This window comes from Nocardiopsis sp. NPDC057823 (assembly GCF_042797335.1).
In the GTDB taxonomy this organism is placed as follows: Bacteria; Actinomycetota; Actinomycetes; order Streptosporangiales; family Streptosporangiaceae; genus Nocardiopsis; species Nocardiopsis changdeensis.
This window is the reverse complement of the sequence record NZ_JBHVLR010000003.1, coordinates 295623-320111: the sequence shown is the minus strand read 5'-3', so window position 1 is coordinate 320111 and position 24489 is coordinate 295623. Positions and strand designations below refer to the sequence as shown.

Here is a 24489-nt window from a genome sequence, read left to right as displayed (position 1 = left end):
AGGTCAGGCGGCGGTGCGCTTGGCCCGGCGGGCCGCGCCGGAGCGGCGGCCCATCTCGACGTAATGGGCGGTGCGGCGGGCCTCGGCGGCCTTGCGGCGGGCCGTCGGCTTCATGGACCCGTCGGGGTCGACCAGGCGCTCCCACCGCTCCCAGGAGTCGGAGGCGCGTCGGGCCGGTCGGGTGCGGGCGGCGCGGTCGGCGGTGCGCGCCCACGAGTGGATGGAGGCGTAGCGGGCGTTCGCGGCCCGGCGGTCGGGGTCGGCGGCGGCCATTACGCGGCCTCCCCGTCGTCGTCGAGCCGGTCGTCTATCTCCTCGCGGAGGGCGTCCATCTCCACGTGCAGCGCTCCGCACAGGAGCTTGTACGTGGGCGGGCTGATGTCTGAGTTTCCGGTCTCCAGATTGCGGACGTGACCTGCGGTGACGCCGATCATGGTCGCGACCTGGCGGGTGGTGAGACCGATCTCTTCGCGGCGTCGGCGCGCCTTTGCGCCGAGGAAGCGGTAGGTCTTCATGTATCCAATATAGATGCGCGTAGATGCGCGTGCAAGCGCACGCATACACCTATCTATACGGCCACGGTCACGTCACTTTCAGCGACGTGTTGATCCAGTCAGTGCTACAGTGCATGCGTTTAGATGCATTCACATGCGCGCGCCATGAAGGCCGCACCAAGGAAGGGAGGTGTCGTGACCGAGCATTCGGACCGCCTGTGGACCCTCACGCAGCACCGTGCCGACGAACTCGGGCTCGATCTCCAAGAGGTGGCGAGCACCGCCAACGTCTCGCCGCAGACCCTCTACAAGTGGCGCAAAGGCGGGCGGGTCACCGCCAAGCTCGACCGGCGCATCCACGCCGCGTTCGAGTGGGAGTACGGATCCCAGCAGCAGGTCCTCGACGGGGGAGACCCCACGCCCGTCGTCCGCAGCGGTCCCCCCTCGCCGCCGGCGGTCTTCGACGATCCGCGCGAGCAAGCCATCTGGTCCCTCTCGGCCCTCACCGAGGAGGAGAAGATCTACCTGATCGGCGCTTTGCGCCAGCGCGACCTGATCGCCCGGGATTCCGCCACTGGATAACGGGCAGGTAAAAAAAGCGTAGATCGTGCACAAAATACGGGTACGGCGTCTCATCCCGAGACAGGATGACTCTACGGAGGGGTCCGTAATGGGGAGTCGCCGATGTTCCCTGTGTTCCTGCTCGCCCTCGCAGGCCTGATCGCGCTGGCAATGGCGCTCGCGATCGCGGTCCTGCTCGTCTCCAACCGGCGCATGAAGCGCCGGATCCGCGCCATCACCAGCCGTATCGAACGCATCGACGCCACCGCCAAGGCCGCCCACACGCAGGCCGAACGCGCGCGCGCCGAGCAGCTCCTGGCCTCGCCCCCCGCCACTCCTCGGCGAGGGCACGGCCCCAAGGCCGGACGCCCCGGACGACGGCGCAACGGCGGCCCCCACCTCCGCGTGATCCGCGGCGGAGGGGGCAGCTTCGCACTGGTCGCCGTGGCCGGCATCGCCCGCCACGGCGAGGCAGGCGTCCTCGCGGCCGTCGTCCTGGCGGCCGGAGCCACCTTCACCCCGCCCACCCCCCAGTCGCCGCCCCCGCTCCCGGCGGCAGAAGCGACCACCACGCACACGATCGCCGCCGCGCCCGCCCAAGGGAATACCGAGGTGGCCTCGCCGGTGCAGCCGTCCGCACCTACTTCCCCGAGCGCCGACACCGGCGCCTCCGACGCCCCGGCGGCCCCCGCCGCCGAGTCGACGCCGCGCCCCCCGCGCACCCCGGACGCCACCCAGCGAGTCCCCGAGCCCTCCGGGCCGGAGCGCATCCACGACCGTGAGCCGTCACCATCACCGTCGCCGACCCTGCCCCCGTCCACCCCGCCAGCAGAGACGCTGGCACCCGACCACCAGGAAACCTCCGACCCCTCCCCGGCCGCCTCCTGACGCCGACACGCAAGGGCGCCCCGACCACGGTCCGGTCGGGGCGCCCTTCGCGCGCGTCAGTACCGGTCGGCGATCCGGTGCTTCTGGGACTCCTCCCACGCCAGCGCGTCGGCGGCCTCGGAGGCGTACAGGTCGATCATGGTGGACGACTTCCACCCCAGCCGCCGCATGATGGTCCGGTCGGAGATCTCGTTGCGCAGATGGTCCACGGCCACGGTGCGCCTCCATTTGTGCGGGTGCGAGCGCAGCTCGGGATACCCGGCGTCGTCGGTGCGGCGCCGCACGAGGGCGCGCACGCCCCGCGTGCCGAGCGCGGACAGCCCGTCCCGCGACAGCCACAGGTTCGGCAGGCCGGCGCCCGGGGCCTTGGCGCGCTCGCGCAGGTAGCGGTCGAGGGCGACCGCGGTCTTGCTGCCGATGTCGACGAAGATGACGCGGCCGCCCTTCATGCGCAGGCGCACCAGCGGCACCGGCTCGTCCAGGAAGACATCGTTCTTCCCGGGGTTGTCGGCCCGGGGGAAGTCGGGGTCGTAGCGCATGGCGACCAGGCCGCCGACACGCACCCCCGTGTCGAGGAACATCCGCAGGATGGCGTGGTCGCGCCGCGGCAGGAACCCCGGCCGGTCGGAGGCCTTGAGGATGGCCTTGATCTGGTCGGCCCGGTACGGGGTCCGGTCGACCTGCCCCGGCGGGAAGGCCTTCACCGAGTTCATCGGGTTCTTGTGGAGGAGTTCCTCCTCGTGGATCGCCCACTGATAGAACGCCGTGAGGTTGCGGTGGTGGTGGTTGGCGTTGTTCGCGGAGGACTCCCGGCGGAGCTTGCCCAGCCACCCGGCGATGTCCTGGCGGGTGACCGCGGCGACCTCGATCAGGCCCGTCGCGCCGGGCTCCTCACCGACCAGACCCTCGGCGGCGAGGTGGTCGCCCAGGCGCCGGATGGTCGAGGTGTAGTTGCGGATCGTGAAGTCGCTCTTGGGCTCGCCGGCGCTGTTCACGTCGGCGCGGAGCCAGCGGGCCCACGAGTCGATGAGGAGATGGAACTCGGTTTTTCGTGGCTGGGTCATGTCGCACTACTCCTGCTGGGGAGCCGGTCGGACAGCGCGAGATAGTACGACCCACGAACGCTATCCGACCGATCAGATTTCGTCCGGTCGGCGTTTCCGCAGGTGAGAGCGTCGTATGAGGCGAAGGGGGGAGTCGGGCCCGGGGTGACTATAAACGTAGTGACGGGCTACTATGATCGTAGTAGCGTGGGGCCATGAACGGTAGAGCACTCATCGTCGGAGGCGGTATCGCCGGACTCGCCGCCGCCCGCGGCCTGCTGGACCGGGGCTGGGAGGTCGAGGTGCGCGAACGCCACGCCGGCCCGCCCGACATCGGCGGGGCGCTGGGCATGTGGCCGCCCGCCCTGGAGGCCCTGGACCGGCTCGGTCTGGGGGCGGCGGTCCGCGCCGCCGGGAGCGTCCCCACCGCCGCGCGGCTGGCCGACCCCGCCGGACGGACCCTCGTGCGCCTGGACCGGCGCGCCCCCGCCGCCCGCCTGGTCGCCCGTTCCGCGCTGCTGGAGATCCTGGTCGGCGCCCTGCCCGCGGGAACGGTCCGCTGGAACACCCCCGTCACCCCGGAGGAGGCCGCCGCCGGAGTGGGCGGATTCGACGTGGTCGTCGGGGCCGACGGCCTCAACGGCGCCGTCCGCCGCGGCGCCTTCCCCGCCGCGCCCGCCTCCCGGGGGCTGGGCACCGTCGCCTACCGGGGAGCCGTGCCCGGCCATGTCGCGACCTTCACCGAGACCTGGGGGAGCGGCCGCCTCTTCGGCGTCACCCCCATGGACGGCCGCGCCGCCAACTGGTACGCGGCCGTGCGCGCCGACCTGGCGCCCGACCGCGGGGCGGACCCCCTCGTCCTGCTGCGCCGGCTGTACGGCGGCTGGCACGCGGGGGTCACCCGGGTCCTGGACGCCCTGCCCGGCACCGCCGTCGACCGGCGCACCCTCTACGACCTGCCCGCCCCGGCCTCCTACGTGCACGGGCGCCGCGTCCTCATCGGCGACGCCGCCCACGCCATGGCGCCCAACCTGGGGCGGGGCGCCTGCGAGTCCCTGGTGGACGCGGCCGCCCTGGCCCGGGCGCTGGGCGAGGCCCCCGCCGTCGACCAGGGGCTGGCCCGCTACGACCGGGAGCGCCGCCGCCCGGCCGCCCGCCTCGTGCGCGCCTCCCGGGCGATGAGCGAGCTCGCCACCGCCACCCGCCTCACCGGTCTGCGCGACGGGACCCTGCGCACCGTCGGGGCGCTCCTGGGATAACCGCTTTACCCGGGCGCGGCCGCACGGTTGGCTGGGGGCATGAGCGGATCACAGACCGACGTACTGCCCCTGACCACCGACGTGCGCGAACACCCCGCCGTGTTCGCCAGCGCCTTCAACTCCGGCGACCCCGACCTGGTGGAACGCGTCTACGAGGAGGACGGGATCCTCGTCCTGGACCCGGCCGCCCCGCTGACCGGGGCCGCGCGGCGCGAGGGCAACGCCCGGTTCATGTCCCTGGGCGTGCCGATCGCGGTCAGCCCCCGGCACGTCCACCAGGCGGGCGACATCGCCTTCCTCATCGTCGACTGGGAGGTGCGCGGCACCGGCCCCGACGGGCGGGAGGTCGACATCCGCGGCACCGCCACCGACGTGGCCCGGCGCGGGGCCGACGGGCTGTGGCGGTACGTCATCGACAACCCGTTCGGCGTGGCCGGGGCGCCCGCCGCGCCCTGACCGGCCCGGACACGGGACCGCCCCGGCCCGGGGACCCCGGGCCGGGGCGGCGCGGCCGAACGCACCCGCGGCTCAGCCGGCCGCGGTCGGCTCCGGCACCTCGGCCCCGACCTCGGCGATGTGCAGCGCCGCGACCAGGTCGCGGTACAGCTCGTCGCGTTCCAGCAGCTCGGTGTGCGTCCCCTGGGCGCGCACCCCGCCCTCCTCCATGAGGATGATCCGGTCGGCGTGGATCACCGTCGACAACCGGTGCGCCACCGTCACCACGGCCGCCCGGTCGGCGTGCCGCCGCACGCTCTCGGTGATCGCCGCCTCGGTGATGGCGTCCACCTGCGAGGTCGCCTCGTCCAGCAGCAGCACGTCCGGCGAACGCAGCAGCGCCCGGGCCAGGGCCACCCGCTGGCGCTGGCCGCCCGAGAACGCAGTGGCGTCCAGCGGGGTGTCCAGGCCCTCCTCCAGGGCGTCGATCTTGTCGGCCAGGCGGACGTCCCCGACCACCCGGCGGATCTCCTCCTCGGTCGCCTCCGGGCGGCTGAACAGCAGGTTGTCCCGCAGGGTGCCCGGCACCACCGGGGTGTCCTGCTCCACGTAGGCGAAGTGCGCGCGCACCTGCTCGGGGGTCAGCTCCCGGTAGGGGGTGCCGCCCACCCGCAGTTCGCCGCCCTCCGGCTCCAGGAAGCGCAGCAGCAGCGACAGCACCGTGGTCTTGCCCGCCCCCGACGGGCCCACGATCGCGGTGTGCCCCCGCCGGGGGATCACCAGGTCCACGTCCCGGAGCGCGGGCGCGGCGCCCGGGGCGTAGCGGGCGGTCACCCCCCGCAGCTCCAGCAGGGCGTCCGGGCCGTGCCCGTTGGCGGAGGCGGGGCGGCCGCCGAGCGGAGCCGGCGCCGGACCCGCGGGCGCCTCGGCGGCCGGCTCCAGCGGGATCGCCTCCACCTCGCGGATCCGCTTGGCCGCGGCGATGCCCGACTGCAGCGTGCTCACGCTCTGGGACAGCTCCATGACCGGGTTCAGCAGCGTGAACGCGTACAGCAGGAACGCGATCAGGGTGGACACGCCGATGTCGCCGGAGGCCACCCGCAGGGCGCCCACGCCGAGGATGGCGATGATCGCCAGCTGGATGCCGCTGAACGCGATCGTCCAGGCCACCGCCTCCCGGCGGACCGCCCGCACGCCGTGCTCGGCGGCCTCGCGGGCGTGGACGAGGATCGTGTCGCCCAGGCGCTCCTCGGCGCGGCTCACCTTGACGGTGCGGATCGCCCGCAGCGCCCCGTCCAGCACGCCGCCCATCAGGCCCAGGGAGTTCTGTGCCTTCTCCTGTGCCTTGGCCAGGGCGGGCATCAGGGTGAGGAACAGGACCGTCACGATGAGCACCGCGGCCGCGGTGACGGCGACCAGGACCAGGTCCAGGACCGCCATCATCACCAGCGTGCCGACCAGCAGCACGGCGCCGTTGATGAGGCTGATGACGCTCGTGGACGCGGCCTCGCGCAGCAGCACGGTGTCGGAGGTGGCCCGGGTGACCAGCTCGCCGGAGGAGCGGCGGGACAGCGGGATCAGCGCGGCCCGGAAGTAGCGGCGCACCAGCGAGGTGCGCGCGTCCAGCACGACCTTCTCGGCGACGGTGCCCATCAGGATCCAGTGGTACATGCCCAGCACCGCGCCGACGGCGAACAGGCCCAGCAGCAGGACGATGGGCAGCGTCAGCCCGCCCCCCTCGGCCAGGGTGTCCAGGACGAGTTTGACCACCATGGGGTTGGCCAGCTCCAGCCCGGAGCCGAGCAGCGCCAGGACCAGGCCCAGCAGGAGCTTGCGGCGGTGCGGGCGCACGAACGACCACAGCACCTTCATCTGGGCGAAGCGCGGCTCCTCCCCGGGCGGGGACTCCGCCGGGATCGGGGCATCGTTTGTCTCAATGCGATCAGCCATGCTTGAAATTAGGTCATATGTGACCGATTATTGTCAACCAAATACCCGCAAGCCTAGGATGAGCGCATGGTGAAGAGCGCAACCTCAGAGGAAGAGACGAGGACCCGTGCCCGCACCCGCCGCGCCATCCTGGACGCGGCCGTGCAGGTCCTCGGAGACAACCCCGCCGCACCCCTGTCCCAGGTGGCCAGAGCCGCCGGGGTCGCCCGCAGCACGCTGCAGCGCTACTTCGCCGAACGGGCCGACCTCATCGAAGCCCTGCGCGACTACGCGGACGAGCTCTCCAACGAGGCCTGCGAGCGGGCGCGCACCACCGAGGGGACCGCCATCGAGGCGTTCACCCGGCTCGTCGCCGAGTACTTCACGCTGCGCAAGGTCATCATGCTGGCGTTCGGCTCCGACGACCTCGCCGAGGACGCCCGCGACCAGGACGAGTGCAGCGCCGCCGACCTGGCCCTGCAGGCGCTCATCGTCCGGGGGCACGAGGACGGCACCATCGACCCCAGGATCACCCCGCTGTGGGCCGAACAGCTGCTGTGGTCCGGGCTGTACGCCGGCTGGACCTACGTCACCACGGCCAGGGTCCCCGCCTACGAAGCGCTCACCCTGTGCCTGCACTCGCTCGTCAAAGCGGTGGAGCGGCGGCCCGGGCGGGACGACTGACCCGATACGGAGCGGACCTCCGGGAGCCCGCGGGCCCCGGAGGCGACGGGTGCTACAGGTACAGGCCGGTACCCCGCTCCGGGGCCTCCTTGGCGATCGCGTGCACGTCCCGCTCGCGCAGGATGATGTACCGCTCGCCGTTCAGTTCGACCTCGCCCTGCTCCTCCGGGTCGAACAGGACCCGGTCCCCGGTCTTGACATGGCGGGCGCCGGTGCCGGCGCCCACGACCTCACCCCAGGCGAGCCGCGTCGCCAGCTTCACCGTGTCCGGGATGACCAGACCCGCGCTGCTGCGCCGCTCGCTCTTGTCGGGGACCGTCTTCACCAGCAGGCGGTCGTGGAGCATCTGGATTTCAAGCTTTGATTCGGGCACACCCCCAGGGTATTCGCCCCCGGCCCGGGCCGTCCGCCGCCACCACCGGCCACGGGACCGCCCCCCTGGCTCAACCACCTCTTAACCTTCGGTACAGTAATTCCATCGCCGACCGGGGTAACCGAGCGGCGCACCAGGGGCTATGGCGCAGTTGGTAGCGCGCCTCCATGGCATGGAGGAGGTCTGGGGTTCGAATCCCCATAGCTCCACTCGACTCTCAGACGACCCTGCTCGCGCGTTGGACGCGCTCGCAGGGTCGTCTTCGTCGTGCCTGCCGGGGGGAGACCCCCCGAACCCCCCGAGGTGACCCCCTGCGGCGGGGGCCGCGTGCATCGTGGGCCTCGGCGGTGCCTGGTCTTACATCGTGTGCGGGCTGCGCCCGCGGCGTGCTTTCCAAGGTGATCCCCGGCAGGGGAGTGGCGGACCTCACATGTGTGCGGGGGTGGCTCAGGTCGGGGTGAGGGCCGCGTAGTAGGCCTGCTGGGACGGGAAGTAGGAGTCGAAGGCGGGCAGCGGCTCCCCCTCGCGGGAGGCCGCCAGCGCGTCGAGGTAGTACTCCCAGCCCGGCCCGATCGACCCGAGGTCGGTGTCCGGATCCAGGTGGTGGACGAACGTCAGCGTCGTCGTTCCCGCCTCGGCCGACAGCAGGGCCTCCAGCCGCCAGGAGCCGTACTCGTCCTCGCTGCTCACCGCCAGTCGCCGGGGCGGCTCGCAGGCGTCGATGCGCAGGTCGCCCTCCGGGGCGCCCTCCTCCAGGGTGAGGCGGTAGCGGACCGTCCGGCCCGGCCCGGGCTCACCGGTCCACGACGCGAACCACAGCGCGGTCCTGTCGGGGTCGGTGACGCTCGCCCACACGTCCTCGATCGGTGCCCTGAAGGTGCGGGTCAGTACCAGGTCGCGGCCCGTGTCGGTCGCCGCCAGCCGCCCTGTCGGTCGTGGTCCCATGGGCCGACCCTAACCGGCGGGGGTGACGGAATCGAGGGTGCGGCCGAGCGGTCCGGTACCGGACGATTCCCCGGAATTTCCCCGGACGTTCGAACGGTGTGCGGGCGGTGAACGGTCGGCGGCCGGTTTCGGACACGCGAATGGAGAGAGGGGACAATTCACCTGCGGATCTCCCGCGAAGAATGGAGGAATCGCAGCTCACGCGGCCTCCACCACTTTCGTCGGTAGTGCCACCACCACCCGCGGGGTGGGCGTGGGTGGACGGTGAATCGGGAGTCGGCACCATCGAATGCGGCGACCCGCGCATCTAACGTCGAAACCGTTAGAGAATCCCTCGATCCGACGGAGGATCATGATCACGGCGGGCCCCCGGACCGCGCCGCCCCTGGCGCCTCTGCACTACGAGGAGCAGGAGTGGAACGGCCTTCGACTGCTGGCTTACGACGAGTCCGGCGACGGGCGCATCGTCGAGGCCCTGGGTGATCCGGCGACCGCCGATCACATCATCGTCCTCGTCCCCGGAAACGACAATTACCTGGGGAATTACTTCGACCCGAGCCGTCCCACCCGCCCCCGGGTGAACGGCGCGACCCTGTTGCGGACCATGGGCGAGATCGCCACGGGGGAGAGTTTCGCCGTCGTGGTGTGGATGGGCTACGACACCCCCCGCGGATTCTTCGAGGGCGCGATGCGCGGACCGGCCCGGCGGGCCGCCCCCGACCTCGTCCGGCTCACCCATTACCTGCCCGGCGACGCCCACATCACCCTGGTCGGGCACAGCTACGGGACCGTCGTGTGCGGCCTGGCGCTGGCCGAGGGCCGCGTCGACGACTGCATCGCCCTGGGCAGCCCCGGCATGGGCGGCTCCTCCACCGCCGACCTGCGCTACTCCGGGAACCTCTGGGTCGCCCAGGGACGCGACGACTGGATCCGCCGCTTCCCGCGCGGCCGCCTCGGCGACATCGGCCACGGACCCACCCCGCTGCGCCCCGGCTTCGGGGGCCTGCGCATCGAGACCGGCGACATCCCCGGCCACTGCGCCTACTACACCGAGGGCAGCGAGTCGGTGCGCAACATGGCCCGGATCGCCCTGGGCCGCTACGAGGAGGTCACCCTGGTCGACCCGGTGGCCCGCACCCCGCTGCCCCGACCGGTCGCCCCGGCCCGGTCCGCCGCCCTGCCCGCGCAGCGGGCGGCCGCCGTCCCGGGGGAGAGGATCACCCGGTGACCGCCGACGGACCGGTGATCCTCGCCGAGGGGGTCCGCAAGACCTATCCGTCCAGGAGCCGGCCCTCCCTGGACGGGTTCGACCTGGTCGTGCGCCCGGGCACGGTGCACGCCCTGCTCGGGCCCAACGGCGCGGGCAAGACCACCGCGGTCCGGGTGATGTCCACCCTGGTCCGGTTCGACGAGGGCAGCGTCCGGGTGGCCGGGCACGACGTGGCCTCCCAGAGCCGCCGGGTGCGCGAGCGCATCGGCCTGACCGGCCAGTACGCCGCCCTGGACGAGGTGCTCAGCGGCCGGCGCAACCTGGAGATGTTCGCCCGCCTGCACCACCTGCGGCCCAGGGAGGCCAAGGCCAGGGCCGCGGAGCTGCTGGAGCGGTTCGGCCTCACCGACGCCGCCGAGCGCTCGGTCCGCCACTACTCCGGCGGCATGCGCCGCCGCCTGGACCTGGCGGCCAGCCTCATCCTGGACCCGCAGGTGCTGTTCCTGGACGAGCCCACCACCGGCCTGGACCCGCGCAGCCGCGCCGAGGTGTGGCGGGCGGTGCGCGACCTCGTCGACCGGGGGACCACCGTGCTGCTCACCACCCAGTACCTGGAGGAGGCCGACCGGCTGGCCGACACGGTGTCGGTGATGGAGGCCGGCCGGGTCATCGCCGAGGGCGCCCCCGACGAGCTCAAGCGGCGGGTCGGCGGCAGCCGCGTGGAGGTGGTGGTCACCGACCCCTCCGAGGTCGACAAGGCCGTGGAGGTGCTGGGCCGGGTGTGCGGCGCCCCGCTCGACGTCGACCCCGACACCCAGACGGTGCGCGCACCCGTGGGCGGGCGTGGCAGTGAGCTGGCCAAGGTGGTGCGGGCCCTGGACGAGGCCGGGCTGGAGGTGGAGGACATCGCGCTGCGCAGGCCCAGCCTGGACGAGGTGTTCCTCAGCCTGACCGGCCGCCGCACCGGAGAGGACGCGACCACCGGGGAGGGTCCGCGATGACCGTGATGGCCAGGCGCCTGGGATGGGCGCTGTCCGATACCGGGGTGGTGGCCCGCCGCTACCTGTCCCACCTGGTGCACAAGCCCGACGAGCTGATCGGCACCCTGCTCATCCCGGTGCTGGCGGTGCTGCTGTTCGGGTTCGTGTTCGGCGAGACCATGGGCGCCGCCGCCGGGGTGGACGACTACCGGGACTTCCTGATGCCGGGCCTCTTCGCGCTCACCATGGCCTTCGGCATCGGCAACACCACCATCGCCGTGGTCACCGACGCCGGGAGGGGCGTCATCGACCGGTTCCGCACCCTGCCGATGGCGCCGTCGGCGCTGCTGGCCGGGCGCAGCGTCTCCGACGTGGTCTCCGGGGTGGTGGACCTGGCCGTGCTGGCCGGGATGGGCCTGCTCATCGGGTGGCGCTGGAACGAGGGCTGGCTCTCGGCGCTGGCCGCCCTGGGGCTGCTGCTGTGGCTGCGGCTCGCCTTCACCTGGATCGGCATCTACCTGGGGCTGGTGGTGCGCAGCCCCGAGGCCGCCATGAAGTTCTTCTCGCTGGTCTTCCCGCTGGCCATGGTCGCGGACACGTTCGTGCCCACGTCGAGCATGCCCGGCTGGCTGGCCCCGCTGGCGGAGTGGAACCCGCTGTCGGCGACGGTGATCGCCGCCCGCGACCTGTTCGGCTCGCCCGGGGTGGTGTCCGACTCCTGGGTGGCGCAGAACGCCCTGCTCATGGCGCTGGTGTGGCCGCTGGTGCTGCTGGCGGTGTTCGTCCCGCTGGCGGTGCACCGCTACCGGGCGGCCGCCCGGTAGCGGGGGCAGCGCGGTGGTGGGGACCGGGGTCCGCGGGGGCGGCCGCGGTCCTCACCCGTGCGCGTCCACGAAGGCCAGCAGGCCGGGATCGCCCGAGATCAGGCGCTCCGCCTCCTCGCCGCCGTCGCACCGGCACAGCGACACCGTCACCTCGGAGTCCGTGCGCGCGACCACCCGCCACACACCCCCGTGCTCCTCCCAGCGCCGCAGGACGTCGACCGGATCCGTCATGGCGTACCCCCTCCTCGCCGCTGCCCGGGCGGTGCGGTGGAATCGCGCACCACCAGTTCCGGCGCCAGCACCTCGTGCCGGTCCCCGGTGCGGCCGCCCATGCGCTCCCACAGCAGTTCGGTGGCCAGCCTCCCCATGATCGCGCGCGGCTGGTCCACACTGGTCAGCCGGGGGCGGGTCACCTCCGCCAGGGACGTGTTGTCGTAGCCCACCACGGACACCTCCGGCGGGGCGTGGTCCAGCACCGCCAGCGCCGCCAGGTCGTTGACCGCGAACACCGCGCCGGGCCCACGCGCCAGCAGCTCCGCGGCCGCGCGCTCCCGGTCGCCGCCCACCGGGCGCACCAGCACCTCCCCGGCCAGCCCCGCCTCCCGCATGGTCTCCCGGTACCCGGCCTCGCGCGAGCGCGACGACGGGCTGCCGCTGCCGGACAGGTGCCCGATCCGCGTGTGGCCCAGCTCCAGCAGGTGCCGGACCGCCGCCCGCGCCCCCGCCTCGTCGTCGTTGGCGACCGTGTCCACCCCCGGGGCGAACTCCCGCGGCCGTCCCACCATCACCACCGGCACCCTGCGTGCCGCGTCGGCCAGGGCCGCGGCGCCCACCCAGGAGCTCACCACCACGACCCCGTCCACGTTGAGCTGGAGTAAGGAGTCCAGCTGGTGCTCCAGCCGCCCCCGGTCGCGGCGGCCGTGCGCCAGCAGCACCGTGAACCCGCGGCCCTCCGCGGCCTCCTCCACGCCCGCCACGACCTCCGTGTGGTACGGGTTGGCCAGGTCGGTGAGCAGCACGCCCAGGATCATCGTGCGCCCCTGCACCAGCCCGCGGGCCAGGCGGTTGGAGCGGTAGCCGAGCCGGTCGGCGGCGGCCAGGATGCGCGCCCCCGTCTCCTCGCTCACACCGGGATCCCCGCGCAGCGCCAGCGACACCAGGGATTTGGACACCCCGGCGGCCGCGGCGACATCGACGATGGTGGGACGGCGCCCGGGTCTGGTTCCTGTCACAACGACCATTGTGTCCCGGATCGGAGCGCCTCACCCGCCACCGACTGGAACGTTCCAGACCCGTTTCCCGACCGGCCACCGAAAGTCCTTCCCCCGGCTCCGGCCCCTGTTTACCGTCACCGGTGAACGCACTCTCCGGGCCGCCGCGGCGGGCCCCGACCGGCAGGAGACACCTTGGACCCGATCCCCGCCCTGCGCCGACGCCCCGACGCCCTGCTGCTGGACTTCGGCGGGGTCGTCTTCCAGACCCGCAAACCGCCCGAGGGCCGCGCCGCCGTCGCCCTGCACCTGCGCGAGACCCTGCTGCGCGCCGGGCACGACGTGCCCGCCGCCGAACTGCGGGCCTCCCTGGACGCGGGCCTGGCGGCGCTCAAGGACTGGAAGAACGCCGCCGGCCGCCGACGCACCCCGCGCGAGCTGACCCACCGCGAGATCTGGACCGACTTCCTCGCCTCCGACCTGCCCGACCCGGTGCGGGAGACCCTCGCCGGCAGCGCGGGCCCGCTGCTGGCCGACATGTCCACCCTGCTCTCCGAGCACCGCCTCCGCCCCGGCATCCGCGACCTGCTGCACGCCGCCCGCACCCTGGGCGTGCGCGTGGGCATCGTCTCCAACGCCCACTCCGGCCGCGCCCACCGGTCACTGCTGCGCGAAGCCGGGCTGGAGGACGCCATCGGCGTGCAGGTGTACTCCGACGAGGTCGGTATCCGCAAGCCCCACCCGGAGATGATCGCCCTGGCCGCCCGCGCCCTGGGCACCGATCCCGGGCACTGCTGGTACGTCGGCGACACCCAGGACCGCGACGTGGTCGCCGGGCGCAGGGCCGGGGCGGCCGCCGTCGTCCTCACCCGCCACCACCACACCGACACCCCGCCCTACCCGGTACGGGAGAGCGCCGACGCGGTCTTCGACACCCCCGAGGGGCTGGTGGACCCGCTCTGGCACAGCGTCCCGGCCCAGGCGGCCGACGCCGCCCCGGCACGGACCGCCGGAGAGGACACGGAACAGGACCCGGTCCGGGTGGTCCGGCCCCGGGCGCACGGCCCCGCCGCGGCGCGCCGCGCCCCGGACCCCGGGGAGCCCGGCGCGCTCCTGCTCGACCAGGGCGGGGTCATCGCCGTCTCCAGCGCCACCCCCGACGTCCAGCGCGACTTCGCCGCCTCCCTGGCCCGCCGCCTGGAACGCGTCGGCTACGCCGCCACCACCGAGGACATGCTGGCCCTGGTGCGCGCCGGCCGCGACCGCTACCGCGACTGGAAGGCGGGGCACGACGAGGACGGGCCGATCCCCGAGATCACCCCGCGCGCGTTCTGGCACGACATGGTCGGCCGCGACCTGCCCGAACGCGTCCGCGCCTTCCTGTACGCCGAATCCGCGCAGCTCACCCTGGAGTACGCCGACTCCAAGAGCCTGGCCCGGATGCGCGCCGGCGTCCGCGAGGTCCTGGAGCACTGCGCCGAACGGGGCATCCCCGTCGCGGTCGTCTCCAACACCGTCTGCGGGCGCGCCGTCCGCGACGAACTCGACCGGTTCGGCATCGCCCACCTCATCGGCGCCCACGTCTACTCCGACGAGCTGGGCCACCGCAAACCCGACCCCGCCACCGTCCGCTCCGCCCTCACCGCCCTGGACGCCGATCCGGCGCGCGCGTGGTTCGTGGGAGACAAGCCCTGGCGCGACACCGCCGCCGCCCGCCGGGCCGGAGTCGGGACCGCGGTCATCGTGCGCGGCGGCTCCGCCTCCGACGAGCGCATCGACGCCGCGCGCACCGGCCGGGACCCGCTGCTGCGCCCCGACCACGTCATCGACGAGACGGGCGACCTGCTCCGGCTGTGGACGGGCACCCCGGTGCCCCTCGCCACCTGAGAGACCCTCCTTCCCCCTCCCCCCGAAAGGTCACCCACCATGGCCACCCCCGCCCCCCGGCCCCCCGACGTCCGGGAGCCGTCCCGGCCGCCCGCGCTCAACTCCGGACAGAAGCTCATGGTCTTCGTCCTGAGCATGACGCTGTTCGGCCTGGCCAACATCATCACCGAGGTCCTGCCCGAGGTCAGGCTCGGCCCGGTCGAGCTGTCCGTGTCCTACCTGGCCTTCGTCCCGGTCGTCATGGCCTCCCTGTTCCACCCCCTCTACGCGGCCCTGGGCGCCCCGCTCGGCGAGATCGTCTTCGTCGACCTGCTCATGGGCGACTTCTCCGGCATCGGGGAGCTGGAGGGGTACCTCCAGATGTTCCTGGGCGTGTACATCGCGGGCTGCCTGGTCCGCGACCCGCGCCGCCGCGGGCAGCTGTTCCTGGCCGGGGTCACCGTCGTGTTCGTCGACAAGCTCCTGTCGGCCGTCGTCGACATCGGCAAGGTCATGGTCGGCGTCGAGGACGCCGAGTTCGTGCCCGGCCTGCCCGAGTCGATCCTGCTGCTGGAGGCGGTCGGGTTCACCACCGAACTGGTCATCAGCGGCATCCTCTTCGGCGCCCTGCCCGCTATGGCGCTGGCGCCCCGGCTGTACGGCAGGATCGAGCCCCTGCTCGGACTGGCCCCGCGCGACCCCGCCCGGCCCCACGCGCTGGCCGAGCGCGGCACCGGCGCGTTCCTGCTGCTGGCCCTGGTGCTGGCGTTCGTGTCGATGATCGCGGCGTTCACCTCCGAGATCTTCGACAACTTCGGGGTGTGGCAGCCCGACTTCATCGACCGGTACGGGCAGCGGTTCCTGTGGATCGGGGCGTCGGCCGCGGCCATCGTGCTGGCCGCCGCGGTCATGGCGGTCCGGTTCGTCGTCCACTCCCGGCGCGAGCGCGCCGCCCAGGACGTCCGGGACGGGGAGGGGCCGCGGTGAGCGGCGGCGACCCCGCCGCACCCGCCGTCGAGGTCCGAGGGCTGCGCTTCCGCTACCCGGGCGCCGCCCGGGACACCCTCACCGGCGTGGACCTGCGCGTCGAACGCGGCGACATCACCGCCGTCATCGGCGGCAACGGCTCCGGCAAGACCACCCTGTGCAAGACCTTCAACGGGCTCGTCCCGCACTACTGGTCCGGCGACTTCGACGGGACCGTGCGCGTGTGCGGCACCGACACCCGCACCGCCTCCGTCGCCGCCCTGTCCCACCTGGTCGGCTACGTCTACCAGGACTTCGGCAACCAGCTGGTGCGGCCCACCGTCCGCGACGAGGTGTCCTTCGCTCCCGTCAACTTCGGGCTCGCCGACCACGCCGAGCGCACCGAGGAGGCCATGGAGCTGCTCGGCCTCGCCCACCTCGCCGACCGGTTCACCTGGCAGCTGTCCGGCGGGCAGCAGCACCTGGTGGCGCTCGCCTCCGTGCTGGCGCTGCGGCCCGAGGTCGTCGTGGTGGACGAGCCCGTCGCCGAACTCGACCCGGTCCGCGCGGAACGGATCTACGAGGCGCTCACCGACCTCAACGCCCGGCGGGGGACCACCGTCGTCGTCATCGAGCACCACGCCGAGTTCGTCGCCCGGTACGCCCGCTCGGTGGTCCTCATGGCCGAGGGCGCACCGGTGTGGCACCTGCCGGTGCGCGAGGCCCTGGAACGGCACGACGAACTCGACCGGCACGGCATCCCGGCGCCGCAGATCGCCCGTGCGGTGCGGGTCCTGGCCCCCGGGGCGCCGGTCCCGCTCACCGTCCCCGAGGCCGCGCGGGCGCTGCGCGGGGTGCCCCTGGGCGGGGCCGCCCCGGCGCCGCCGGCGCCGCCGCCGGGGGAGGCCGTGGCCGAGCTCTCCGGCGTCCACCACGGGTACCGCGAGGTCGGCGGCGGGCTCACGCAAGTGCTGCGCGGCGTCGACCTCACCCTGGGCGCCGGCGAGCGCGTCGCCCTGGTCGGCGGGAACGGGGCGGGCAAGTCCACCCTGCTGCGCCTGCTCACCGGCCTCAAGGTGCCCCGCGCCGGGACCGTGCGCGTCGAGGGCGTCGACACCCGCACCGTGCGGCCCGCCGACCTCGCCCACCGGGTCTGCCACCTGTACCAGCGGCCCGAGCAGATGTTCCTCAAGGACAGCGTGCGCGAGGACATCGCCATGTTCCCCGCCGCGCACGGGGTCCCCGACACCGACGCGCTGGTGGACACCATCCTGGAGCGCATCCGGCTCACCGGCCTCGCCGACCGCGACGGGCGCCTGCTCTCCGGCGGCCAGCAGCGCCGCGCCACCCTCGGCATCGGGCTGGGCGTGCGGCCCGCCCTCCTGCTGCTGGACGAGCCCACCTCCAGCCTCGACACCGCCAGCCGCGACGCCGTCATCGCCATGCTCGACGCGCTCGCCGACACCATCCGCTGCACCGTCGTCGCCACCCACGACATGCACCTGGTCGCCACCTGGGCGCAGCGGGTCGTCGTCCTGGACGGCGGCCGGATCGCCGCCGACACCACCCCGGCGGCGCTGTTCTCCGACCCGGGGCTCATGGCCGCCGCCGGGCTCGTCCCGCCCCAGGTCGTCCGGCTCGGCCTGGAACTGGGGCTGGAGCCGCCGCCCCTGTCCGTGGCCGACCTCCTCGGCCGCCGCCCGATCACCGAGGGGACCGCCGATGGCCACCGCTGAACGCCACCGCAGGGAACGGGACACCCTCTCCGTCGAGTGGGTCAAACTCGAACTCCTGCGGACCGCCTACGCCACCCGCGGCGGACTGCTCGCCTCCCGGGACCCCCGGTTCGTCATCGGGTGGTACCTGGTCTTCGCCGTGGTGCCCTGGCTCACCCACGACCTGACCGTGCTCGCCGGGCTGTTCCTGGTGTGCGCGGCCGCCGTCGTGCTCAGCCGGGTCGGGCCGCTCATCCTCGGGCTGTTCCTCATCGGGTTCGTGCTGGAGAGCGTGTACCTGCTGGTCGCGTCCTGGTTCTTCGGCGGGGACCTGGGCACCGTGCTGGCGCTGTCCGAGCTCACGCTCAAGCTCGCCACCGTCAGCCTGGCCAGCATGGCGGCGTTCGTGTCCCTGGACCCGGAGAAGCTGTCCGACGCGCTGCTGGCCCTGCACGCGCCCGCCATGGTCGCGTTCGGGGTGAGCTACGGGTACCGGATGCTGCCGGTGCTGATGGAGGAGTTCCACACCGTCGTCGACGGGTACCGGCTGCGCGCGGCACCGCCGCCCCCGCCCGGGTTCCTGGGGTGGCGGGCCGCCGTGCGGCTGGCCACCACCGTGGTGGCGGCGTTCTACCCCCTGATGCTCAACACCGCCAAGCGCACCCGCACCACCGTGGAGGCGCTGGAGACCAAGGGGTTCACCTACGCCGCCGAACACCCGGCGGGGCGCCGCATCCGCCTCTCCCACCTCAGGGCCGACCGGTGGGACGTACTGCTCATCGCCGTGACCGCACTGCTCGTCGCCGGCTGCTTCGGCCTCGGGCAGGCCTACCCGATGCCCGTCCAGGTCCGCTGACCGCCGCCGGTGCCGGGCGGTGTGGGCCGCCCGACACCCGGCCGGGTCACGGCACCCCCCGCGATCCGATAGACTCGACCATGTCGCCGGGGAGACCCGGACGGCACCCGCACGGGGCTATGGCGCAGTTGGTAGCGCGCCTCCATGGCATGGAGGAGGTCTGGGGTTCGAATCCCCATAGCTCCACTCCACTCCGGAACGACCTGCTCGGGGGACTCCGTCCACCTCGCCGGGTCGTTCCGTCGTTTCTCCCGGGGGACGACCCCCGGACCCCCGATGTGGGGCTTCGCCCCACGAGGGCGGGTCGCAGTCACGTTTTCCAGGGTCCGCTTCGCTCCGGAACGACCTTGCCCGGTGGACTTCGTCCGCCTCGCCGGGTCGTTCCGTCGTTTCCGCCGGGAGCCACCCCCGGACCCCCGATGTGGGGCCTCGCCCCACGAGGGCGGGTGACGTCCCGCCGGACCCGTTCGACTCCGAGACGACCCTGCCCGCGCGTTCCACGCGCCGGCAGGGCCGTCTCGTCGTTTCCGCCGGGTCACCCCCGGCCGCGGCTCAGCGGGCGACCGGCTCGGGCGCCTCGGCGGCCGGTGCGGACCGGGGGAGCAGGCGCACGGCCAGCACGGCCAGCCCCAGGGCCAGCAACCCGCCCACGGCGACGGTGACGTGCAGGCCCGTCACGAACGCCTCCCGGGCCTGGTCCGCGGCGGCGGCCGTCAGCCCCGGAGTCCGGAGCGTCTCGTCCAGGGTGCCCGCCGTGCCCGGCCCCAGCAGCCGGAACACGAACGCCGCCAGCGACCCCAGCAGGGCGATCCCGAGCGCGTGCCCGATCTCGTTCCCGGTCTCGGCCATGGCGGCCGCGGCGCCCGCCCGCTCCCGGGGCGCCGCCGACACCGCGATGTCGGCGACCAGGCTGAACGAGATCCCGTACCCCACGCCCGCGACCATCGTCGCCGCGACGTACGGCACCACCCCGCCGTCCGATGCCAGCGCCAGCAGCAGGAGCAGGCCCGCGCCCATGCTCGCGTGCGCCAGGACCAGGGCCGGGCGGGCTCCGATCCACCGGACCAGCACCGGTGTCCCGATGGAGCTCAGGGTCAGCACCGCCGCCCCCGGCAGGGCGAACAGCGCCGCCGTCAGCACCGGCAGCCCCAGCACCGACTGGAGGTACACACCGGTCAGGTAGATCGACGCCGCCCACACCACCAGCGTCGACACGCTCGTGAGGATGGCGAGGGCGAACACCCGGTCCCGGAACAGTCCCAGGTCCACCAGGGGGTGGTCCAGGGTGCGCTGGCGCCGCACGAACCACACCAGCAGCGCCGCCCCCGCGACCCCGGTCGCCACCGTCACGGCCGAGACCCCGTGCGCCGCGATCCCCTTGACCGCGTACACCGCCAGCAGCAGCCCGCCCGCCGACAGCACCACGCTCGCCGCGTCCACCCGGCCGGGCCGCCCGGCGCGCACCTCGCGCAGCACCAGCGGTGCCAGGACCAGGAAGGCCACCACGACCGGCGCGTTGATCAGGAACACCGACCCCCAGTCGAACCGGCTGAGCAGCATCCCGCCCACCACCGGCCCGACGGCGAACCCGGCCGCGAACGTCGCCGCGAACACCCCGATCGCCTGCGCCCGGCGCCGCGGGTCGGTGAACAGCTCGCCGATCACCGCCAGCGAGGACGGCAGCAGCGTCGCCCCGCCCAGCCCCATGAGCACCCGGAACCCGATGAGGGCCTCCGGCGTGGGGGACAGCGCCGCCCCCACCGAGCCGGCGCCGAACACCGCGGCCCCGATCATCAGCAGCCGCAGCCGCCCGTACCTGTCCCCCAGGTTGCCGAACGCGATGAGCAGCGAGCCCACCACGAAGCTGTAGGAGTCCAGGATCCACAGGGCCTGGTCCGCCCCCGGCTCCAGGTCCGCGATCACCCGCGGCATCGCCAGGTACAGCACCGAGGCGTCCATGGCCACCAGCAGCACCGGCCCCAGCACGACCAGCAGGCCGAACCAGGTCCGTGCGCTCGTTCGTTCTCGATTCGTTCCCATGGCGGCAACAGTGCCGCCGCCCCGCCGCCGCGACCAGACACCCGCCGTGGGTACACCCGGCAGGTGCAGGCACGCCAGCCCGCCCGCCGCCTACGCTCAGGGGCATGAGAACGGACAGCCTCGGAGCCTTCCTCAAGACCCGGCGGGACCGCGTCACCCCCGACGACGTGGGCCTGCGCACCTACGGCACCGCCCGGCGCGTCCCGGGCCTGCGCCGCGAGGAGCTGGCCCAGCTGGCGGGGGTCAGCGCCGGCTACTACACCCGCCTCGAACAGGACCAGGCGGGCACCGCCTCGGCCCAGGTCCTGGACGCCCTGGCCCGGGTCCTGATGCTGGACGCCGACGAGACGGCCCACCTGCACAACCTCGCCCGCCGCCCCGCCGCCCTGCGCATGGTCCGCCCGCGGCCGGAGCGCCCGGACGCCCGGGTGCTCACCCTGCTGCGGTCGCTGGGCGAGAGCGTTCCGGCGATCGTGTGGGGCCGCCGCGGCGACGTGCTGGCGTGGAACCGCACCGGGCACGCCCTGTTCGCCGAACACGTCGACTTCGGCGCCCCCGACGAGCCGTCCCGGCGCCCCACCAACGCGCGGCTGTTCTTCCTGGACCCGCACACCCGGGACCTGTACCGCAACCGGGAGGAGCTGGCCCGCGCCCACGTCGCCTACCTTCGCCTGGCCAGCGGCCGGTACCCCACGGACGGCCGGCTGGCGGAGCTGATCGGCGAGCTGATGATGCACAGCGCGGAGTTCGCGTCCCTGTGGGCGCGGGTCGAGGTCGCCGACTGCACGACGGGGCCGATGAACCTGCGCCACCCGGTGCTGGGCGACGTGGACGTGGACTACCAGGTGTGGATCCAGCCGGACAGTCCCGACCACCGGCTGGAGATCTACACCCCGCAGGACGCCGCCTCCGCCGACGCCCTGAGCCTGCTCGCCGCCGGAACGGCCGGGGCGGCCGCCCCTGTGGGCGCCCCGCCCGCCGGTCGCTCCGGAACGCGGCCCCCTTCCCTCCCCGCCGGTTCCCCCTCGGCGTGAAGGGCCATCGGGACCCCTTTCGAGATTTTGCCGGGAGGAGACCGTACCGCTCCCCGTTCTGTCGGTGCCGGATGCGATGATCAACACATCGGTTGATCAACAAGGAGGTTGAATACACGGATGGCGGACGACCCGTTGAGTCTCACCTTCGCCGCTCTGGCCGACCCGACGCGGCGGGCCCTGCTCGCCCGGCTGGCCGAGGGCGAGGCGACCGTCAACGAACTCGCGGAACCGTTCCCCATCAGCCTCCAGGCGATCTCGCGACACCTGAAGGTCCTTGAACGCGCCGGGCTCATCACCCGGGGCAGGGAGGCCCAGTGGCGCCCCTGCCGGCTGGAGACCGCGCCGCTGCGCGAGGTCTCCGACTGGCTCGGCCGCTACCGCGGCCGCTGGGAGGACCGCTTCGGGAGGCTGGACGCCGAGATCAGCAGGATCAGGGAACAGACAGCGAAGAACCAGGGAGAAGGACAATGAGCGACCTCGAGATCATCGCCGAGCCCGGCCGGCAGGACATCGTCATCAAGCGCAGCTTCGACGCCCCCCGCGAGCTGGTGTTCCGGGCCATGACCGAGCCCGAGCACCTGGCCGCCTGGTGGGGGCTGCCCACCTCCGAGACCGTCATCGACCACGCCGAGCCCCGCACCGGGGGCAGCTGGCGGTTCGTCGAGAGGGCCGAGGGCGAGGAGTACGCCTTCCGCGGCGTCTACCACGAGGTCACCGCGCCCGAGCGGGTCGTGCAGACCTTCGAGTTCGAGGGCATGCCCGGCCACGTGGCCATGGAGACCATGACCCTGGAGGACGCCGGGGACGGCCGCACCCTCTACACCAACGTCTCCATCTACCAGAGCGTCGAGGACCGGGACGGCATGATCGCCTCCGGCATGGAGGACGGCCTCGGCCAGTCCATGGACGCCCTGGACGAGCTGCTCCGCGAGCTCGGGTGACCCGCGGCGGGCCGGGCCTGTGGACAGGGCCCGGTCCGTCCCCGGCGGCCGGTACTGTCGATCCGTGGCAGATCTCCCCGACGTCCCGACCCTGCTCGACACCGCCGTGGCCGCCCTGGGCGGCCGCCGCCGCGACGGCCAGTCCGCGATGGCGGCGGCCGTCGCCGACGCCGTCGACAGACGCGAGCACCTCGTCGTCCAGGCGGGCACCGGCACCGGCAAGTCCCTGGCCTACCTCGTCCCGGCCATCCGGCGCGCGATGGAGAAGGACACCTCCGTCGTGGTCTCCACCGCCACCATCGCCCTGCAGAACCAGCTCATCGACCGCGACCTGCCGCGGCTGGCCGGGGCGCTCAAGCCCCTGCTGCGCCGCGAGCCCACGTTCGCCGTCCTCAAGGGCCGCCGCAACTACCTGTGCCGCAACCGCCTGCACACCGCGGCCGACGACTCCGACGAGGCCGAGCTGTTCGACCCCCGCCAGCTGTCCTCCCTGGGCAAGCAGGTGGCCCGCCTGCACGAGTGGGCGGAGGAGACCGCCACCGGCGACCGCGACGAGCTGGTCCCGGGCGTCACCGACCTGGCCTGGCGGCAGGTCTCGGTGTCCGCCAACGAGTGCATGGGCGCCCGAATCTGCCCCTTCGGGCAGGAGTGCTTCGCCGAGTTCGCCCGCGAGGAGGCCAAGGGCGTCGACGTGGTGGTCACCAACCACGCGATGCTGTCCATCGACATGACCCAGGGCAACCACATCCTGCCCGAGCACGACACGATCATGATCGACGAGGCCCACGAGCTGGTCGACCGGGCCACCTCCGTGGCCACCGGCACCCTGGCCGAGCGCACCGTCACCATCGCCGCCAAACGCGCCGGCCGCCTCATCGAGCCCATGGTCGCCGAGCGGCTGACCGAGGCCGGCGAGGGCCTGGCGCTGATGTTCGCCGACGCCCCCGAGGGGCGCATCGACCACCTCGACGAGGGGCTGGCCGGGGCGGTCGCGGTCGTCCGCGACGCCGCCGCGGCGTGCGTCACCGCCATCGGGCCCTCGCCCGGCGAGCAGGAGGCCGAGGCCGCCAGCGAGCGCCGCCTGGCCCTGGCCGCCCTCACCGAGGTCCACGACACCGCGGTGCGCGTCCTGGAGTCCTTCGAGCCCGCGCTGCGCGACCGCACCGACGTCGTGTGGCTCACCAAGGCCCCGGGGCGCCGTCCCGCGCTGAGCGTCGCCCCGCTGGCCGTGGGCGGGCTGCTGCGCGAGAAGCTCTTCGGCGACCGCACCGTGGTCCTCACCTCCGCCACCCTCACCCTGGGGGGCTCCTTCTCCTCGCTGGCCCGCCAGTGGGGGCTGGGCCGGGAGGTCGGCCAGGAGCGGGCGGAGGCCGAGCGCGCCGCCGCGACCGGCGGGGGCGACGCCGAGGACGGCCCGCACCGCGCCGCGGGCGAGCCCCGGTGGCGGGCGCTGGACGTCGGCTCCCCGTTCGACCACGCCCGCAGCGGCATCCTCTACGTCGCCGCCCACCTGCCACCGCCCGGCCGGGACGGGCTCTCCCCGGCGTACCTGGACGAGATCACCGAGCTCATCGAGGCCGCCGACGGCCGCGCCCTGGGGCTGTTCTCCTCGATGCGCGCCGCCCAGCAGGCCGCCGACGAACTGCGCGAGCGCCTGGACCACCCGCTGCTGTGCCAGGGGGAGGACTCCACCGGCCAGCTGGTCCGCCGGTTCTCCGAGGACGAGAACGCCTGCCTGTTCGGCACCCTGTCGCTGTGGCAGGGAGTGGACGTGCCGGGACCGTCGCTGTCGCTGGTGATCGTGGACCGCATCCCGTTCCCGCGCCCGGACGACCCGCTGGCCTCGGCCCGCCAGCGCTCCGTGGCCGCCCACGGCGGCAACGGCTTCCTGTCGGTGGCGGCCACCCACGCCGCCCTGCTGCTGGCCCAGGGCACGGGGCGCCTGCTGCGCTCCACTGAGGACAGGGGCGTCATCGCGGTCCTGGACCCGAGGCTGGCCACCGCCCGCTACGGCGGATTCCTGCGCGCCTCGCTGCCGCCGTACTGGGGCACCACCGACCCGCAGGTGGCCCGGTCGGCGCTGCGCCGGCTCTCGGGCCGCGCCGCCCCGGCGGCCTGACCGGCCCCGGACACGGCGACGGCCGGGCGCCCTCGGGGCGCCCCGCCGGCGCACGTCCGGGTCAGCCCCGGGGGCGGGATCCCAATAGCCCGTCCGCCGACCCCGGGGCGTGG

General features: G+C 73.7%; 25 protein-coding genes and 2 tRNA genes. 18 read left to right on the top strand and 9 right to left on the bottom strand.

The features are described from left to right. Nucleotides 1–3 precede the first annotated feature (3 nt). Together ACFVNO_RS07960 and ACFVNO_RS07955 are read right to left on the bottom strand one after the other, a co-directional pair. Nucleotides 4–273 (bottom strand): hypothetical protein, encoded by a 270-nt coding sequence (locus tag ACFVNO_RS07960; RefSeq protein WP_378890412.1) that lies wholly within the window; start codon nucleotides 271–273, stop codon nucleotides 4–6. Next, the gene (locus ACFVNO_RS07955; RefSeq protein ID WP_378890409.1) at nucleotides 273–515 is read right to left on the bottom strand and encodes a helix-turn-helix domain-containing protein; all 243 of its coding nucleotides are present in this window, start codon (nucleotides 513–515) and stop codon (nucleotides 273–275) included. The genes ACFVNO_RS07960 and ACFVNO_RS07955 overlap by 1 nt, the downstream gene beginning before the upstream one ends. A 174-nt stretch (nucleotides 516–689) precedes the next feature. Here ACFVNO_RS07955 and ACFVNO_RS07950 point away from each other — a divergent pair, with 174 nt between their 5' ends. Together ACFVNO_RS07950 and ACFVNO_RS07945 are read left to right on the top strand one after the other, a co-directional pair. Further along, the gene (locus tag ACFVNO_RS07950) at nucleotides 690–1076 is read left to right on the top strand and encodes a hypothetical protein (protein ID WP_378890406.1); all 387 of its coding nucleotides are present in this window, start codon (nucleotides 690–692) and stop codon (nucleotides 1074–1076) included. A gap of 102 nt (nucleotides 1077–1178) precedes the next feature. Further along, nucleotides 1179–1943, top strand: a complete 765-nt coding sequence (locus ACFVNO_RS07945) for a hypothetical protein (RefSeq protein ID WP_378890403.1) — start codon at nucleotides 1179–1181, stop codon at nucleotides 1941–1943. A 56-nt stretch (nucleotides 1944–1999) separates the two neighbouring features. Here the strand turns inward: ACFVNO_RS07945 and ACFVNO_RS07940 are convergent, their stop codons facing one another. Continuing rightward, nucleotides 2000–3007 carry a tyrosine-type recombinase/integrase gene (locus ACFVNO_RS07940; protein WP_378890400.1) on the bottom strand — a complete coding sequence of 336 codons (1008 nt, stop codon included), beginning with the start codon at nucleotides 3005–3007 and terminating at the stop codon, nucleotides 2000–2002. Between the two features lie 194 nt (nucleotides 3008–3201). Between ACFVNO_RS07940 and ACFVNO_RS07935 the strand changes: the two genes are divergently transcribed. Then, nucleotides 3202–4245: an FAD-dependent monooxygenase gene (locus tag ACFVNO_RS07935; RefSeq protein ID WP_378890397.1), complete on the top strand. Its 1044-nt coding sequence runs from the start codon at nucleotides 3202–3204 to the stop codon at nucleotides 4243–4245. Nucleotides 4246–4284: 39 nt separating this feature from the next. Continuing rightward, nucleotides 4285–4701, top strand: a complete 417-nt coding sequence (locus tag ACFVNO_RS07930) for a nuclear transport factor 2 family protein (protein ID WP_220559660.1) — start codon at nucleotides 4285–4287, stop codon at nucleotides 4699–4701. 72 nt (nucleotides 4702–4773) lie between these two features. Here the strand turns inward: ACFVNO_RS07930 and ACFVNO_RS07925 are convergent, their stop codons facing one another. Then, the gene (locus tag ACFVNO_RS07925; RefSeq protein ID WP_355269422.1) at nucleotides 4774–6546 is read right to left on the bottom strand and encodes an ABC transporter ATP-binding protein; all 1773 of its coding nucleotides are present in this window, start codon (nucleotides 6544–6546) and stop codon (nucleotides 4774–4776) included. A 150-nt stretch (nucleotides 6547–6696) separates the two neighbouring features. Between ACFVNO_RS07925 and ACFVNO_RS07920 the strand changes: the two genes are divergently transcribed. Next, a complete protein-coding gene (locus ACFVNO_RS07920) occupies nucleotides 6697–7293 on the top strand; it encodes a TetR/AcrR family transcriptional regulator (RefSeq protein ID WP_378890393.1) in 597 nt (198 codons plus the stop codon). A gap of 52 nt (nucleotides 7294–7345) precedes the next feature. Here ACFVNO_RS07920 and ACFVNO_RS07915 read toward each other — a convergent pair whose 3' ends face one another. Continuing rightward, nucleotides 7346–7639 (bottom strand): co-chaperone GroES, encoded by a 294-nt coding sequence (locus ACFVNO_RS07915; protein WP_220565614.1) that lies wholly within the window; start codon nucleotides 7637–7639, stop codon nucleotides 7346–7348. A 163-nt stretch (nucleotides 7640–7802) separates the two neighbouring features. Here ACFVNO_RS07915 and ACFVNO_RS07910 point away from each other — a divergent pair. Then, nucleotides 7803–7875, top strand: a tRNA-Ala gene (locus tag ACFVNO_RS07910). Between the two features lie 238 nt (nucleotides 7876–8113). Here the strand turns inward: ACFVNO_RS07910 and ACFVNO_RS07905 are convergent. Next, entirely contained in the window at nucleotides 8114–8611 is a 498-nt protein-coding gene (locus ACFVNO_RS07905) for an SRPBCC family protein (RefSeq protein ID WP_355269344.1), read from the bottom strand. A gap of 352 nt (nucleotides 8612–8963) precedes the next feature. Between ACFVNO_RS07905 and ACFVNO_RS07900 the strand changes: the two genes are divergently transcribed. Genes ACFVNO_RS07900 through ACFVNO_RS07890 form a run of 3 tightly spaced genes read left to right on the top strand, consistent with a single transcriptional unit; the run spans nucleotide 8964 to nucleotide 11625 of the window. After that, entirely contained in the window at nucleotides 8964–9839 is an 876-nt protein-coding gene (locus ACFVNO_RS07900) for an alpha/beta hydrolase (protein WP_378890389.1), read from the top strand. Next, a complete protein-coding gene (locus ACFVNO_RS07895) occupies nucleotides 9836–10822 on the top strand; it encodes an ATP-binding cassette domain-containing protein (protein WP_378890386.1) in 987 nt (328 codons plus the stop codon). Before ACFVNO_RS07900 ends, ACFVNO_RS07895 begins: the two co-directional genes overlap by 4 nt. Continuing rightward, nucleotides 10819–11625 carry an ABC transporter permease gene (locus ACFVNO_RS07890; protein ID WP_220559663.1) on the top strand — a complete coding sequence of 269 codons (807 nt, stop codon included), beginning with the start codon at nucleotides 10819–10821 and terminating at the stop codon, nucleotides 11623–11625. The genes ACFVNO_RS07895 and ACFVNO_RS07890 overlap by 4 nt, the downstream gene beginning before the upstream one ends. Before the next feature lie 51 nt (nucleotides 11626–11676). Here the strand turns inward: ACFVNO_RS07890 and ACFVNO_RS07885 are convergent, their stop codons facing one another. After that, nucleotides 11677–11856 (bottom strand): hypothetical protein, encoded by a 180-nt coding sequence (locus tag ACFVNO_RS07885; protein ID WP_355269338.1) that lies wholly within the window; start codon nucleotides 11854–11856, stop codon nucleotides 11677–11679. Further along, nucleotides 11853–12857 carry a LacI family DNA-binding transcriptional regulator gene (locus tag ACFVNO_RS07880; protein ID WP_378890382.1) on the bottom strand — a complete coding sequence of 335 codons (1005 nt, stop codon included), beginning with the start codon at nucleotides 12855–12857 and terminating at the stop codon, nucleotides 11853–11855. Before ACFVNO_RS07880 ends, ACFVNO_RS07885 begins: the two co-directional genes overlap by 4 nt. 174 nt (nucleotides 12858–13031) lie before the next feature. On the opposite strand from ACFVNO_RS07880, the gene ACFVNO_RS07875 reads away from it, so the two are divergent. From ACFVNO_RS07875 to ACFVNO_RS07855, 5 genes are all read left to right on the top strand, one after another. Continuing rightward, a complete protein-coding gene (locus ACFVNO_RS07875; RefSeq protein ID WP_378890379.1) occupies nucleotides 13032–14723 on the top strand; it encodes an HAD family hydrolase in 1692 nt (563 codons plus the stop codon). Nucleotides 14724–14762: 39 nt separating this feature from the next. Continuing rightward, nucleotides 14763–15689 (top strand): cell division protein FtsQ, encoded by a 927-nt coding sequence (locus ACFVNO_RS07870; RefSeq protein ID WP_378890376.1) that lies wholly within the window; start codon nucleotides 14763–14765, stop codon nucleotides 15687–15689. Further along, a complete protein-coding gene (locus ACFVNO_RS07865) occupies nucleotides 15686–17404 on the top strand; it encodes an ABC transporter ATP-binding protein (protein WP_378890373.1) in 1719 nt (572 codons plus the stop codon). Before ACFVNO_RS07870 ends, ACFVNO_RS07865 begins: the two co-directional genes overlap by 4 nt. After that, complete coding sequence (locus tag ACFVNO_RS07860; RefSeq protein WP_355269328.1) at nucleotides 17391–18239, top strand: energy-coupling factor transporter transmembrane component T; 849 nt, start codon at nucleotides 17391–17393, stop codon at nucleotides 18237–18239. The genes ACFVNO_RS07865 and ACFVNO_RS07860 overlap by 14 nt, the downstream gene beginning before the upstream one ends. A gap of 113 nt (nucleotides 18240–18352) precedes the next feature. Then, nucleotides 18353–18425: transfer RNA gene (locus ACFVNO_RS07855), tRNA-Ala, on the top strand. A 366-nt stretch (nucleotides 18426–18791) separates the two neighbouring features. On the opposite strand, the gene ACFVNO_RS07850 is transcribed toward ACFVNO_RS07855, so the two are convergent. After that, a complete protein-coding gene (locus ACFVNO_RS07850; protein ID WP_355269326.1) occupies nucleotides 18792–20279 on the bottom strand; it encodes an MFS transporter in 1488 nt (495 codons plus the stop codon). 104 nt (nucleotides 20280–20383) lie between these two features. On the opposite strand from ACFVNO_RS07850, the gene ACFVNO_RS07845 reads away from it, so the two are divergent. From ACFVNO_RS07845 to ACFVNO_RS07830, 4 genes are all read left to right on the top strand, one after another. Then, a complete protein-coding gene (locus ACFVNO_RS07845; RefSeq protein WP_355269324.1) occupies nucleotides 20384–21313 on the top strand; it encodes a helix-turn-helix transcriptional regulator in 930 nt (309 codons plus the stop codon). Nucleotides 21314–21433: 120 nt separating this feature from the next. After that, entirely contained in the window at nucleotides 21434–21787 is a 354-nt protein-coding gene (locus ACFVNO_RS07840) for an ArsR/SmtB family transcription factor (RefSeq protein WP_378890366.1), read from the top strand. Continuing rightward, nucleotides 21784–22257 (top strand): SRPBCC family protein, encoded by a 474-nt coding sequence (locus tag ACFVNO_RS07835; protein WP_378890363.1) that lies wholly within the window; start codon nucleotides 21784–21786, stop codon nucleotides 22255–22257. The genes ACFVNO_RS07840 and ACFVNO_RS07835 overlap by 4 nt, the downstream gene beginning before the upstream one ends. 64 nt (nucleotides 22258–22321) lie before the next feature. After that, the gene (locus tag ACFVNO_RS07830) at nucleotides 22322–24376 is read left to right on the top strand and encodes an ATP-dependent DNA helicase (RefSeq protein WP_378890360.1); all 2055 of its coding nucleotides are present in this window, start codon (nucleotides 22322–22324) and stop codon (nucleotides 24374–24376) included. Nucleotides 24377–24489 lie beyond the last annotated feature (113 nt).

Excerpts from the sequence above, each read along its gene's own strand:
- ACFVNO_RS07935 (WP_378890397.1), top strand. The coding sequence starts at position 3,202 with ATGAACGGTAGAGCACTCATCGTCGGAGGCGGTATCGCCGGACTCGCC.
- ACFVNO_RS07860 (WP_355269328.1), top strand. The coding sequence starts at position 17,391 with ATGGCCACCGCTGAACGCCACCGCAGGGAACGGGACACCCTCTCCGTC.
- ACFVNO_RS07870 (WP_378890376.1), top strand. The coding sequence starts at position 14,763 with ATGGCCACCCCCGCCCCCCGGCCCCCCGACGTCCGGGAGCCGTCCCGG.
- ACFVNO_RS07840 (WP_378890366.1), top strand. The coding sequence starts at position 21,434 with ATGGCGGACGACCCGTTGAGTCTCACCTTCGCCGCTCTGGCCGACCCG.
- ACFVNO_RS07850 (WP_355269326.1), bottom strand. The coding sequence starts at position 20,279 with ATGGGAACGAATCGAGAACGAACGAGCGCACGGACCTGGTTCGGCCTG.
- ACFVNO_RS07920 (WP_378890393.1), top strand. The coding sequence starts at position 6,697 with ATGGTGAAGAGCGCAACCTCAGAGGAAGAGACGAGGACCCGTGCCCGC.
- ACFVNO_RS07900 (WP_378890389.1), top strand. The coding sequence starts at position 8,964 with ATGATCACGGCGGGCCCCCGGACCGCGCCGCCCCTGGCGCCTCTGCAC.
- ACFVNO_RS07905 (WP_355269344.1), bottom strand. The coding sequence starts at position 8,611 with ATGGGACCACGACCGACAGGGCGGCTGGCGGCGACCGACACGGGCCGC.
- ACFVNO_RS07845 (WP_355269324.1), top strand. The coding sequence starts at position 20,384 with ATGAGAACGGACAGCCTCGGAGCCTTCCTCAAGACCCGGCGGGACCGC.
- ACFVNO_RS07940 (WP_378890400.1), bottom strand. The coding sequence starts at position 3,007 with ATGACCCAGCCACGAAAAACCGAGTTCCATCTCCTCATCGACTCGTGG.
- ACFVNO_RS07960 (WP_378890412.1), bottom strand. The coding sequence starts at position 273 with ATGGCCGCCGCCGACCCCGACCGCCGGGCCGCGAACGCCCGCTACGCC.
- ACFVNO_RS07945 (WP_378890403.1), top strand. The coding sequence starts at position 1,179 with ATGTTCCCTGTGTTCCTGCTCGCCCTCGCAGGCCTGATCGCGCTGGCA.
- ACFVNO_RS07955 (WP_378890409.1), bottom strand. The coding sequence starts at position 515 with ATGAAGACCTACCGCTTCCTCGGCGCAAAGGCGCGCCGACGCCGCGAA.
- ACFVNO_RS07915 (WP_220565614.1), bottom strand. The coding sequence starts at position 7,639 with ATGCTCCACGACCGCCTGCTGGTGAAGACGGTCCCCGACAAGAGCGAG.
- ACFVNO_RS07885 (WP_355269338.1), bottom strand. The coding sequence starts at position 11,856 with ATGACGGATCCGGTCGACGTCCTGCGGCGCTGGGAGGAGCACGGGGGT.
- ACFVNO_RS07835 (WP_378890363.1), top strand. The coding sequence starts at position 21,784 with ATGAGCGACCTCGAGATCATCGCCGAGCCCGGCCGGCAGGACATCGTC.
- ACFVNO_RS07890 (WP_220559663.1), top strand. The coding sequence starts at position 10,819 with ATGACCGTGATGGCCAGGCGCCTGGGATGGGCGCTGTCCGATACCGGG.
- ACFVNO_RS07930 (WP_220559660.1), top strand. The coding sequence starts at position 4,285 with ATGAGCGGATCACAGACCGACGTACTGCCCCTGACCACCGACGTGCGC.